The organism is Bradyrhizobium sp. CCBAU 51745, from assembly GCF_028128715.1.
Lineage (GTDB): Bacteria > Pseudomonadota > Alphaproteobacteria > Rhizobiales > Xanthobacteraceae > Bradyrhizobium > Bradyrhizobium manausense.
The window spans coordinates 118,731-131,129 of sequence record NZ_LBJP01000092.1 but is presented as its reverse complement, the minus strand read 5'-3'; the positions used below and the strand labels follow the sequence as shown (position 1 = coordinate 131,129).

General features: G+C 65.6%; 9 protein-coding genes. 4 read left to right on the top strand and 5 right to left on the bottom strand.

The window, feature by feature from the left end:
• Positions 1 to 3: 3 nt before the first annotated feature.
• The 3 genes from flgF (at position 4) to XH98_RS35130 (ending at position 3,683) form a co-directional block, all read left to right on the top strand.
• Positions 4 to 732 carry a flagellar basal-body rod protein FlgF gene (flgF, locus tag XH98_RS35140; RefSeq protein WP_271598249.1) on the top strand — a complete coding sequence of 243 codons (729 nt, stop codon included), beginning with the start codon at positions 4 to 6 and terminating at the stop codon, positions 730 to 732.
• A gap of 48 nt (positions 733 to 780) precedes the next feature.
• Positions 781 to 2,106, top strand: coding sequence for a flagellar protein export ATPase FliI (fliI, locus tag XH98_RS35135; RefSeq protein WP_271621288.1), 1,326 nt, complete (start codon positions 781 to 783; stop codon positions 2,104 to 2,106).
• Positions 2,107 to 3,047: 941 nt separating this feature from the next.
• Positions 3,048 to 3,683, top strand: a complete 636-nt coding sequence (locus XH98_RS35130) for a MarR family winged helix-turn-helix transcriptional regulator (RefSeq protein WP_271598247.1) — start codon at positions 3,048 to 3,050, stop codon at positions 3,681 to 3,683.
• A gap of 1,213 nt (positions 3,684 to 4,896) precedes the next feature.
• On the opposite strand, the gene XH98_RS35125 is transcribed toward XH98_RS35130, so the two are convergent.
• Entirely contained in the window at positions 4,897 to 5,961 is a 1,065-nt protein-coding gene (locus XH98_RS35125; protein ID WP_271621287.1) for a ketopantoate reductase family protein, read from the bottom strand.
• 358 nt (positions 5,962 to 6,319) lie between these two features.
• On the opposite strand from XH98_RS35125, the gene XH98_RS35120 reads away from it, so the two are divergent.
• Complete coding sequence (locus XH98_RS35120; RefSeq protein ID WP_271621286.1) at positions 6,320 to 7,831, top strand: ATP-binding protein; 1,512 nt, start codon at positions 6,320 to 6,322, stop codon at positions 7,829 to 7,831.
• Between the two features lie 5 nt (positions 7,832 to 7,836).
• Here the strand turns inward: XH98_RS35120 and XH98_RS35115 are convergent, their stop codons facing one another.
• The 4 genes from XH98_RS35115 to XH98_RS35100 all read right to left on the bottom strand — a co-directional run bounded on the left by XH98_RS35115 (position 7,837) and on the right by XH98_RS35100 (position 12,394).
• Positions 7,837 to 8,862, bottom strand: a complete 1,026-nt coding sequence (locus XH98_RS35115) for a HoxN/HupN/NixA family nickel/cobalt transporter (RefSeq protein WP_442868670.1) — start codon at positions 8,860 to 8,862, stop codon at positions 7,837 to 7,839.
• 123 nt (positions 8,863 to 8,985) lie between these two features.
• Positions 8,986 to 9,726 carry an ABC transporter ATP-binding protein gene (locus XH98_RS35110; protein ID WP_271621284.1) on the bottom strand — a complete coding sequence of 247 codons (741 nt, stop codon included), beginning with the start codon at positions 9,724 to 9,726 and terminating at the stop codon, positions 8,986 to 8,988.
• Positions 9,723 to 10,571, bottom strand: a complete 849-nt coding sequence (locus XH98_RS35105) for an ABC transporter ATP-binding protein (RefSeq protein ID WP_271621283.1) — start codon at positions 10,569 to 10,571, stop codon at positions 9,723 to 9,725. The genes XH98_RS35110 and XH98_RS35105 overlap by 4 nt, the downstream gene beginning before the upstream one ends.
• The gene (locus tag XH98_RS35100) at positions 10,571 to 12,394 is read right to left on the bottom strand and encodes an ABC transporter permease (protein ID WP_271621282.1); all 1,824 of its coding nucleotides are present in this window, start codon (positions 12,392 to 12,394) and stop codon (positions 10,571 to 10,573) included. The genes XH98_RS35105 and XH98_RS35100 overlap by 1 nt, the downstream gene beginning before the upstream one ends.
• Positions 12,395 to 12,399: the final 5 nt, after the last annotated feature.

Below are 12,399 nucleotides of genomic sequence, written 5' to 3'. Positions count from 1 at the left end.
GCCATGCAATCGGCCCTCTATGTCGGATTGTCGGCGCAGGTCGCGCTCGAGAAGCGCCTCCAGACGATCGCCAACAACGTCGCCAACGTCAACACATCCGGCTTCCGCACCGATGTCGTGAAATTCGAGACGGTGCTCTCCAAGGCCGGCGCCAACCCGGTCGCGTTCTCCTCGCCCGGCGACAACATCATCTCGCGCGAGGCCGGCAACATCACCGAGACCGGCAACCCGCTCGACGTCGCCGTGGTCGGCCAGGGCTGGATCGCCTTCGCCGGCCCCAACGGCACGGTTTATACCCGCGACGGCCGCCTGCAGATCGCCGCCAATGGCGACCTCCAGACGGTGTCGGGTTTCCCCGTCATCGATTCCGGCGGTGCGCAGCTCACGCTCGACCCGAACGGCGGGCCGGTCTCGATCTCGCGCAGCGGTGCGATCACCCAGGACAACAACGAGATCGGCACCATCGGCCTGTTCAATATCCCTGCCGATGCCACTCTCGATCGCTACGGCAATTCCGGCGTCACGCCCGACCGGCCCGCGACTGCCATCGCCGATTTCAGCCGCGATGGCTTCAAGCAGGGCTATGTCGAGGGCTCCAGCGCCAATCCGATGATGGAATTGACCAAGCTGATGTCGGCCTCGCGCGCCTTCGACAGCACCAACTCGCTGATCGACGGCACCGAGAGCACGCTCCGCAACGCAATCCAGACGCTGGGCGATCCTGGCAAGTAGACTTGAGAGGCGGCTTGCGCGTCGCGCGTAATTGGGTGGACGGTTTCCTTGAACGCTCTTCGGCAACTTGAGTGGGCGCTGCTCGAGCTCGAGCAGAGCACGCCTCTGGCAAGCGTCAGCGGTGCGATCTCCGAGATCGCGCCGACGCATTTTCGTGTCTCCGGCCTGTCGCGTTCGGTCAAGCTCGGCGAGCTGATCGGCGTCAATACCGGGGCCAAGCCCCAGATCGGCGAGGTGGTGCGGATCGACAGCGACGGCATCGTGGCCAAGCCGTTCGACCGGCACTTCGCCGGCGGGCTCGGCTCGGTCGCCTATCGCATGCCGCCCCTGTCGTTCGCGCCGGATCCGAGCTGGAAGGGCCGCGTCATCAATGCGCTGGGCGTGCCACTGGACGGAATGGGGCCGCTCACGCCAGGGTCGAGGGCCGTTTCGGCCGAGGCGGAGGCGCCGCCGGCGATGAAGCGGGCGCGCGTCCACAAGCCGCTGCGCACCGGCGTGCGCGTGATCGACCTGTTTGCGCCGATCTGCGCCGGCCAGCGCGTCGGCATCTTTGCCGGCTCGGGCGTCGGCAAATCCACGCTGCTCGCCATGCTCGCCCGCAGCCAGGGCTTTGACAGCGTCGTGCTGGCGCTGGTTGGCGAGCGCGGCCGCGAGGTGCGCGAATTCATCGAGGACGTGCTCGGAAACGACCGCAACCGCGCCGTCGCCATCGTCTCGACGGGCGATGAAAGCCCGATGATGCGACGGCTGGCGCCGAAGGCGGCGATGGCGGTGGCCGAATATTTCCGTGACCGCGGCGAATCGGTGCTTCTCATCGTCGATTCGATCACCCGCTTCGCCCATGCCGCCCGCGAGGTCGCGCTGGCGGCCGGCGAGCCGGCGGTGGCCCGTGGCTACGCACCGACCGTCTTCACCGACCTGCCGCGCCTCCTGGAGCGCGCCGGGCCCGGCGAGGACGGATCCGGCACCATCACCGGCATCTACTCCGTGCTGGTCGACGGCGATGATCACAACGAGCCTATCGCCGACACCATCCGCAGCACACTCGACGGGCACATCGTGCTCTCCAGGCACATCGCCGACCAGGCACGCTATCCGGCCGTGGACGTGCTGGCCTCGGTCTCGCGGCTGGCGCACAACGTGTGGGATCCCGAGGAGCGGGAATTGGTGAGCAAATTGCGCACCCTGATCGCCAAATACGAGGACACGCGCGATCTTCGCCTGATGGGCGGGTACCAAACCGGGCGCGATTCGGGGCTCGACCAGGCCGTCGACATGGTGCCGCGGATCTATCAGGCCATGCGCCAGGACGCCTCGGCGCCGCCGAGCGCCGATCCGTTCCGCGAGCTCAGGGACATGCTCAAGGGCGACTAAAGCCCGATGAGACTAGGATGAATCCTCATCGCGCTTTAGGCTATTGTTTGAGCATGATCTTTTCGGAAAACCGCTTCGCACTTTTCCGGATCATGCTTTAGCGGCACGGCGTGCTGCCCGCGTCGGGTCAGCGCCCCTCGCATCCTGACGAGGTGCTGCATGTCGCGGCACAAACTGCACAGGCGTTTGTGCGCTGGCGGCGTTAGCCGCCAATCTCAGCCGTCGGGATGAGACCATAGTCCTGAAAGACGACAAGCAGATGATGCTCCCCGCATAGTCCAGCAACAACCGCCACGTGCATTCCCTGCAAGTTCCCCTGACCCTGTCTTGGCAATTCCCGAAGCAGATCGCGGAAGTTGTGGATGACTCTCGTGTTGCATCTCACCCGTCCTGCACAAGCTTCGATCAAACTGCATCAACGACAGACAGCAATATGCGTGCAATCCGCCATGCGTAGAACTACGTGCATCTGCCTTGTTTGACTGTGTATTACGTTCACCTTCATGTGTCCCGACCAGCGAGATTGACTTGAACAATACATTGGTCTGCAGCGACATCCGCTCTCGAGTAGTCTCACTACTTGATTTTGTTGAGAAGCTCATTCATCGTTTCGACGGAACAAAAGAAACGTCTGCGTGTGACTTGAACTCAGGGGCTTCGGTTGAACAATTCCGATCCATCGTCCAGAGGTGACGGCAACTCGGGCTTGCGTTCGACGACCTTGTGGTTGGAATGGCATCGGCGGCACCGTTTCTTGCGCAGCATCCTGCGACGCTCATTGGTCCTGGGCGAATGTCTCGCCATCCAAGCCTTTGTGTTGGGCATGAGGCATTCATCGGACACGGCTGAGCATCCGGCTTTGCGCGAGATATTCGTGCGCCAAGGTGGAAAGCGGCTTCGGGGCGCCGCACACGCGATCCCCGGGGTGAGGTAGGAATTTTATGCCGTTGGCACGCGAAGCAGTCGAACTGCTGGTTCAGGCGGCCAGAGCCTGGTACTTCGAAGGAAATCAACACGGATTGCGCGATCGGGAGTGGATGGCGCTGCGCTTTCTCGGCCGCGCCAATCGCTTTTCGCGTACGCCATCTGCGCTCGCCGGCTTCATTGGCGCGACCAGGGCGACCGCGTCGCAGATCGTGAAGACGCTGGAGAGCAAATCCTTCCTGGTCCGGAAGCCGTCGCAGGAGGACAAGCGCTCCGTCGTTCTGGACGTCACGGCGCAGGGTGAGAAATGCCTGAACCAGCATGATCCGATCAATCACGTGTTGAATGCGGTCAATGCGCTCGGCACCGAGGAATGCATCAGGCTGCGCGACTCGCTCCGTGAGGTTCTCAATCATCTCGATGCGGCGCATCAGCGGCTCGATGCCAGCATCTGCCGCGATTGCATGTTCCTGGCCGAGCGCGGCCCCGCCCCGGGCAAGGGCCGCGCCACCGCCGAGTTCATGTGCCGGCTGTACCGCGCCCCCGTCTCGCTCGAGGAGACCGAGCTGCTGTGCACCAGCTTCGAGCGCACCCGCGACCGCCCCAAGATCGAGGAGCATTTCGATCGCGCGCGCGTGGCAAGCCAGGGGTGACGGCGGGCGCGCGCTCTCCCCCGTCATTGCGAGCGCAGCGAAGCAATCCAGAGTCTTTCCGCGGAGGGATTCTGGACTGCTTCGCTGCGCTCGCAATGACGGAGTATGAGGCGGCAGCATCGCTTCTCCGAGTGACACTGTCATTCCCCGCGCAGGCGGGGACTCCAGTACGCCGCGGCTTCTCGGCTCAATCATTGCTGTCTCGGAGTACTGGATCGCCCGGTCCTAGCGCGCAATTGCGCACTGGCCGGGCGATGACAGCGAGTGTGTAGATGCAGTATGAGACCACGGCATCGCTCTTCCGTTCGCAGGTGTCGTAGGGTGGGCAAAGGCGCCAAGCGCCGTGCCCACCATGTGCTTGTGGTGGGCACGCTTCGCTTTGCCCACCCTACGATAGCGTCGCCTGTGGCAAGCAGCTCCAATCGCAGACACGCCTTCGCCTCCTCGCGGCTCATTTCGCCCGAGCTTTGCTTGATCACCCTCTCAATCAAGAGGGCGCAGGGAAGACCGGGTGCCGGCTTGGCACCCGCGGTCCGCTGCGCGAAAATGTAGCGCAAGAAGACCGCACAGCAGCATACAGGTGAAGCCCAACACACGGCCTTCCCTGCGCGATGGGTTGACGGCTTATGCCGCGCTCTCCCGGGAGCCGAATTCCTTCTGGCCTCCCTCGCCTCGCGAATTGACGATGTGGCCAGCCCGGTTGGACGCTCCACACCTCCGCAAAGGCTTGACCGTAGCGACGACGGCCGGGACCACACGGTTTTGCCGTACGCGCGGTTCGCTGGTTCACCGCATTATCTCCCAGCGTTGTCGACATTGCCGGAAGAATGCAGGCGAGACGAACCTCAACAGCGCCGCTCATCCACACGCGGTTTCGGGCTCACAGGGACTACCCGCCCTGCCCGCACCCTCTCGTGCCGACGCTGCCGCGTCCACCGCATCCCCGGCTCGCGAAGCGTGACGACGTACGATCGCCCCTCAAGGTGAGCCGGGATGGGCGATACATACGCTATTTCCGAATTTCGGTAAAGTGGAATATTTTTGCGCACGTGGATTGACAGAGGGCGACACGCCGGCCTCTCCGTGTCATTCCGGGGCGCGCCTCTCGGCGCGAGCCCGGAATCCATTTCACAGCGTGACCTGGGGCCCGATGGATTCCGGGCTCGATGCTGCGCGTCGCCCCGGAATGACGATGGGGAGAGTCCGTGGGCCGCTACTGCGCACCCGATCCGCCCTGCACGATCTTCTCGTTCAGCTTCTGGTCGACGGTATCGACCATGCGGTCGATCTCGGCATTGGGCGCGCCGAGCTGATGCGAGATCAGCTTCACCAGGAGGTCGACGCGCTCGATGAAGGGCGCTCCGCTCGCGACCGCGCGCGCGGCCGAGGAGGGCTTGAGCAGGCTCTCGGCGGCTTTGGCGTATTTCGCGAAAGGGACCTGATCCGCGGGATCGGCGCCGAGCCGGCGGGCGATGGCGTCGACATGGTCGTAGATCGTCTGCGAGCGCTTGAGATCGCCATGCACGGCGTCGCGGATCGACTGCGGTTCGTTCGGCGTGATGCAGCGGTAATTGCCGGTGAGCAGCATCGACCATTTCGCCAGCGGCACGAACAGGGACGAGAACACTTTCAGCTTCACCGGCACGTCCTTGCCGTCGAGCGTCACGGCATCGATGTCGGCCTCGAGCTCGCGCAGCACCTTGTTGTGCGTCTCGTCGGCGAAGACCGAGGCCTTGAAGTTGGTGGGCAGGCCGACATGCAGCACGTTCGCCGCTTCCTCCGGCGGACGGAAGGCCTGCGGATCGGGCGAGCACAGCGTCACCAGACCGGGCTCGAACCGCTCCCACACCTGCGCATTGGTGTAAGCCTCCTCCAGATCCATATCGGCGAGCGCCGGGATGCGCTTGAGATAAGGCAACGGCGGCATGTTCATGATCGACAGGCAGGGCAGCTTCGCCGCGGCGATCTTGACCATGAGCATGCGAACTGTGTGGTTGGTGTATTGCGGCTCCTGCATCGCCAGGCCAACAAGGTCATAGCGCGACACGTCCACATTCTGCGGCGTCACCGCATCCAGCTTGCCCGGCAGGTCGCGCGAGAAGATCGCGCGGTGCACCGCTTCGTCGCGCAGCTTGATGCGCACCTCGGTGCCGTCGCGGTTGATCAGCTCCGCAGTCTTGGCGCGGCAGACCAGGGTCACGTTGTGCCCGGCCATCAAGAGCTTGGTGCCCAGCAGGGAGCCGTAGGAAGCTCCCAAAATCAGTACGTTGCGCGCCATGATCGTCCCCTCGATATCTTGTGTGATTTTTGGGCCCCGGCTGTGATCCGCGGGTGCGTTGCAGCATCTAAGGCAAACCGATCGGGGCTGGCAACTGGGATAATGCATACAAGGAGGGAGCGAATATTCCGTCACACGGACCGGGCCGGCGGGTCAATTCTCGACCAATTACGGCTTAGCCGAAATCTGGATGCAGCACCGATCCCGCCCGTCGTTCCCGCCCGCAGGACTACGGCTTTCAAATCCCAGCAGAAATTCCGCCGTGGGCAACACGGCGTGTTCCCAGCTGTTTCGCTCGACGCATCCCGCTTCGGTTGATAAGCCCTTGCCGCGAATGACGGGGCTTTGAGTCGGGGACATGACGGTTGCGATCGAGATGGGGCTGACCACGGCGGGCGCCGGGGCGGCCATGGACCTCGAGGAACTCTTGGCGACCCGTCTCCTGGTGCAGGGCAATTCCGGCTCCGGCAAGTCGCATCTGCTCAGGCGCCTCCTGGAGCAGAGCGCGCCCTGGGTGCAGCAGGCCATCATCGACCCCGAAGGCGATTTCGTCACGCTGGCCGAGCGCTTCGGCCACCTCGTGATCGAGGCCGAGGATCACACCGAGCGCGGCCTGCAGGTTGCCGGCGAGCGCGCCCGGCTGCATCGCGTCTCCACCGTGCTCAATCTCGAGGGGCTGGACGCCGAGAACCAGATGCGGCGCGCGGCCGCCTTCCTCGGCGGCCTGTTCGACGTCGAGCGAGATCATTGGTACCCGATGCTGGTCGTGGTCGACGAGGCGCAGCTGTTTGCGCCTGCTGTCGCCGGCGAAGTTTCAGACGAGGCGCGAAAGCTCTCGCTGGGTGCCATGACCAATCTGATGTGCCGCGGCCGCAAGCGCGGCCTTGCCGGCATCATCGCGACGCAGCGTCTGGCCAAGCTCGCCAAGAACGTCGCGGCCGAGGCCTCGAACTTCCTGATGGGCCGGACCTTCCTCGACATCGACATGGCGCGCGCTGCCGATCTGCTCGGCATGGAGCGGCGGCAGGCGGAGGCCTTTCGCGATCTCGAACGCGGACAGTTCATGGCGCTGGGGCCTGCGCTGTCGCGCCGCCCGCTGCGGCTGAACATCGGCCCGACCGAAACATCCCCGCGCAATTCGACCCCGCGGCTGATGCCGCTGCCCGAAGCGACGCTGGAGGATGCGCGCGCCGTGATCCTGGCCGCGCCGCCGCCGGATGCGAGCCGGCCGCAGCGCCGGCCGGCGCCCGACCTGCTGGAGCAGCTCCGCGCAGCCAAGGCGGCAGCGCCCGAGATCAGCCCCGAAGAGGTCGAGGTGCCGGTCAGCGCCGAGGAACTCGCAGAACGGCGCGAGCGCGTCGATCGCACGCTGCGCGCCGTGCTGGCTGCGCCCGATGCCGGCTTCCGCGCCATCGGCGTGCTCTATCAGGAATTCGTGGTTCGCTGCCGCATCGAAGGCCTCGGCGCGGCCGTACCTGACCTCACCGAATTCCGTCGCATGCTGACGCATGCGCGCGCGGGCCTCGGCACCGACATCGCCGAGGACGATGCCTGGCAGGAGGTGAGCTTGCGCGCCTCGATCCTGCCCGACGACATGCAGGGCGTGTTCATGATGATCGCGCGCGCCGCCAAGGAAGGCTGGCCCTGCCCCGGCGATGCCGCGATCGCCCGCGCCTATGGCTCGCACTCGCTGCGCCGGGCGCAGCGTCTGCTCGGCTATATGGAGGAGCAGGGCCTGATCGTGGTCCAGCTCGACGGCGGCGGACGCAGGATCGTGACGCTGGTGGAATTGGCCTGGGCGACCGCGCCGGGTGATCCCCACGGCGACGACCAGCCGGCCGAGCAGATGCCGAGCGCGGCGTCGGCTTGACGCCCTCAGGCCGTCGCGAAGATGCGGCGGTAGAGCAGGCTCGAAACCAGCCAGGCGATCACGAACAGCGCGATCACGGCGAAGCCGACATTGGCAAGCGACGCGTTGAGACCATCGACCAGCGCCCACACGCCGCCATTAAATCCGAGCCGGTCGCTGATCAGGCCGAGCGCCTCAATGCCGCCGATCAACAGCGCGACCGCGACGGATGCGCCTGTGATGGTGAGGTTGTACCAGAGCTTGCGCATGGGATCGACGAAGGCCCAGCGATAGGCGCTGACCATCAGCGCGGAATCGGCGGTATCGACCAGCGCCATGCCTGATGCGAACAGCGCGGGGAAAACCAGGATGTCGGCGAACGAAGCACCGCGTGCCGCTTCGGTGGCGGAGATGCTGAGCAGGCCGATCTCGGTCGCGGTATCGAAGCCGAGACCGAACAGCAATCCGAGCGGAAACATGTGCCAGGGCTTCGTCACCAGGCGGAACATCGGGCCGAGCAGGCGCGCGAGAAAGCCGCGATGGCCGAGCAGTGCCTCCGAACCTGCGGCGTCGTGGACGCCCTGCTCGCGCGCGGCGCGAAACGTCCGCCACAGGCGGGCGAAGATGGCGAGGTTGATCGCTGCGATCACCAGGAGGAACAGCGCCGACACCGAGGTGCCGATCAGGCTGCCGATATCCTTGAGCAGGCTGTCGCCACCAAGGCTGACCACGCCGAGCGCCAGCAGCATGGTTGCGACCACGACGATGGTGGAATGGCCGAGCGCGAAATAGAGACCGACACTGCGCGGCATATCGCCCGCCTGCATCTGCTTGCGCACGACATTGTCGATGGCGGCGATGTGGTCGGCATCGACGGCGTGGCGCAGGCCGAACACCCAGGCGAGCAGCGCCGTCGCCATCACCGCGGGCCGGTCACCGAACGCCGCGAAAGCCCAAATCCACGCGGCGATGTTGGCGGCGACGAGCCCGCCGAACAGCAGCACCGTTCCGGACTCAATCGTCCGCATAGACCATCTCGTCACGACCCGCATTCCGCCCGCACGCCTCATTGCGCCAACGGTATGATCTTTTCATAAGATGGTCATACTGACCAGTGCAATCGCGCAAGAGCAGCGGTGCTTGCGGCCATCCTTCCCCGGCAGGCCGAGGCCAAGCTACGCGGCCTCGGAGCCGCCGAGATAGGCGTCGCGAACGCGAGGATCGTCCTTCAGCGTGCGCGCCGGGCCCGAGAGCACGATCTTGCCGGTCTGGAGCACATAGGCCTCGTGCGCGATCTCGAGGGCGAGGCTGGCGTTCTGCTCGACCATGAAGATCGAGACACCGTCCCGGTTGATGGTGCGGATCAATTCCAACACGCGGTCGACATAGAGCGGCGACAGGCCCATGGTCGGCTCATCCATCACGATCAGGCGCGGCCGGCTCATCAGCGCGCGCGCCATCGCCACCATCTGCTGCTCGCCGCCGGACAAGGAGCCGGCGCGCTGCGACAGCCGCTGGCCGAGCTTCGGAAACAGCGTCAGCATCTTGTCGAGATCCTGCGCCACGGCGTCGCGGTCGTTGCGCACGAAGGCGCCCATCAGGATGTTTTCGCGCACGCTCATATCGGCGAACAGCCGCCGCGCCTCGGGCACCGAGGCGATACCGCGGCGGACAATCTGCGGCGTGGTGAGGCCGATCAGCGAGGCGCCGTCGAACGTCACCTCGCCGGAGCGCGGCTTCACCAGACCCAGGATGATCTTCATGGTCGTCGACTTGCCGCTGGCATTGCCGCCGAGCAGGCAGACGATGTGGCCGCGGCCGACTGATATCGACAAGTCGAAATGGACCTGGGCCTGGCCATAGAACGTGTTGACGTCAGTCAGTGCCAGCAGCGGTTCGGCTGCGCCCGTGGTCATGCCGCGCTCTCCTGCTCCGCCGCCCCTGCTAGCCCGTGGCCGAGATAGGCCTCGATCACCTTGGGATCGCTGCGCACCACCTCGCCCGGCCCTTCCGCGATCTTCTTGCCTTCGTCCATGACGATGACGCGATCCGAGAGCTGCATCACCATCTCAAGCTTGTGCTCGATCAGCAGGATGGTCAGCCCCTCTGCTTTCAGCTCGGCGACGAGGGCCTGCATTTCCGCGGTCTCGCTCGGGTTCATGCCGGCGGTCGGCTCGTCCAGCAGCAACAGGCGCGGCTTGAGCGCGAGCGCACGCGCGATCTCGACGCGGCGGCGGTTGGCGTAAGACAGGCTATAGGCCGGCTGGTCAATGCGCGGCAACAGGCGCTCGCCGAAGCGGGCGAGGATGGCTTTGACCTCTTCGCGCAGCCGCTCTTCCTCCTGCCTGACGCTCGAAGGGCGCAGCAGCGCCAAGCCCAATTCCAGCAACGGGCCGATCACAGGCACGGCCGGCTTCACGGCACGCAGGCGCGTATGGGCGCCGATCAGGACGTTGTCCATCACGCTGAGATTGCCAAAGACACGGCCGAGCTGGAAGGTGCGCGCGATGCCTTGCGCGGCGAGCCGCTCCGGCGAGAGGCCGGTGATGTCCTGTCCCTCGAAGCGAACCTGGCCCGCATCCGGCCGGTCGAGCCCGGTGACGAGATTGAACAGCGTGGTCTTGCCGGCGCCGTTGGGGCCGATGATGCTGACGAGTCCGCCCTTGGCGAGATCGAGATCGATGCCGTCAACGGCCGTGAGGCCGCCGAAGCGACGCGTCAACCCGCGCAGGGACAACAACGGTGCGTGCGCTTCCGCCATCAGATCGTCCCCAACAGGCCCTGCGGCCTGAATCGCACGAGCAGCAGCAGCACGATGCCGTAGATCAGGATGCGGTACTCCGCCGCGACCCGGAACATTTCGGGGATGCCGACCAGCGCCACCGCGCCGACGATGGCACCGACGACATTGCCGAGGCCGCCGAGGATCACGACCGTCAGCGCCAGGATGGATTGCTGCGTGTTGAAGGTTTCATGGTTGATATAGGAGTAAAGATGCGCGGCGATGCCGCCGCTGAGGCCGGCGGCGAAGCCGCCGAAGATGAAGGCGAGCGATTTGTAGCGGTTCAGGCTCAGCCCATAGGCACGCGCCGCGATGTCGTCATCGCGAATGGCGCGAAAGCTGCGGCCGAGATGCGAGCCGAGCAGGCGCGCCTGCAGCAACGCGAGCACGACCATGACGGCGAATGCGAACCAGTAGACCGAGGCCGGGCTGATCAGATCGTAGCCGAACAGCGACAGCGGCGGGATGCCGGAAATGCCGATCGGCCCTCGCGTGACGCTTTCCCAGTTCAGGATCACCAGCGACACGATCTCGCCGATGGCGAGCGTCGCGATCGAGACGTAGTGGCCGCGCAAGCGGAATGACGGCGAGATCAGGATCGTGCCGAGCGCGGCGCTCATCAGGCCGCCGGCGATGATGGCAAGGCCGACCGGGACGTTGAGCGTCAGCGACAGCAGCGCGGAGGTATAGGCGCCAATCGCGAGCAGCGCGGCGTGTCCGAGCGAGACCTGGCCGATCGTGCCGGCGACCAGCGTCAGGCTCAGCGCGAGCATGCCGAGCAGCCAGGCGTTGATCAGGGTCTGGAGCACGTAGAACGACACCGGCAGCAGCGGCAGGATCGCGAACGCGGCGACCGCGACGGCCAAGGCCCAGCGCGGAATGCGCAACGGTCGGCTCGGCGCAATGAACGTGCCGGTGAGCGGCTCGGGCGGCGCCTGCCGGGCGCTGGCAAACAGGCCGTTCGGCCGCAGCACCAGCACGACGACCAGCAGCAGGAAGGCGAACAGATTGCGATAGCTGGTGCCGAACACGGCGACGCCGTAGCTCTCGACCAGGCCCAGCAGCATGCTGCCGACCACGGCGCCCGGCACGTTGCCGGCACCGCCGACGACTTCAGCGACGACGCCCTTCAGCGTCGCCTGCAGGCTCATCGCGGTGTCGATCTGGTTGTAGTACATGCCGACCAGGAGGCCGGAGACGCCGCCGAGGGCGGCCGCGATGCCGAACACGGTCTGATTGACGCGGTTGACGTCGACGCCCATCTGCATCGCGGCGTCGCGGTCCTGCGAGGCGGCGCGCACCGCCCAGCCGAGCTTGGTGTAGCGCAGGAACACGAACAGCAAGAGCGCGCTGGAGATGCCGACGCCGGCAATCAGGAGATCGAGCGGCCCGATGGTGCCGCCGCCGACCTGGAAGCGGACATCAGGCAATTGGCTCGGCAGCGCGCGCGGATTGGGCGAGAAGGTCAGCATGACCAATTGGTCGAGCACGAAGCTGATGCCGATGGTCGCCAGCAGCGGCGCGATCCGCACCGAGTTCTGCAGCGGCCGCAGGCCGAAGCGCTCGATGATCAACCCGACCAAAGCGGCCACCACCGCGACGAAGATGATGGTGAGCGGCAGCGGCGTGTGCAGCTGCACCACCGCGACCCAGCCGATATAGGCGCCGACGAGATAGATCGAGCCCTGCGCAAAGTTGATCAGCCGGCTGACGCCGAAGATCAGCGCGAGCCCGACTGCAACGAGGGCGTAGACGTTACCGACGATCAGCCCGTTGATGGTGTAGTCGAGCCAGGAAGACACGCAGG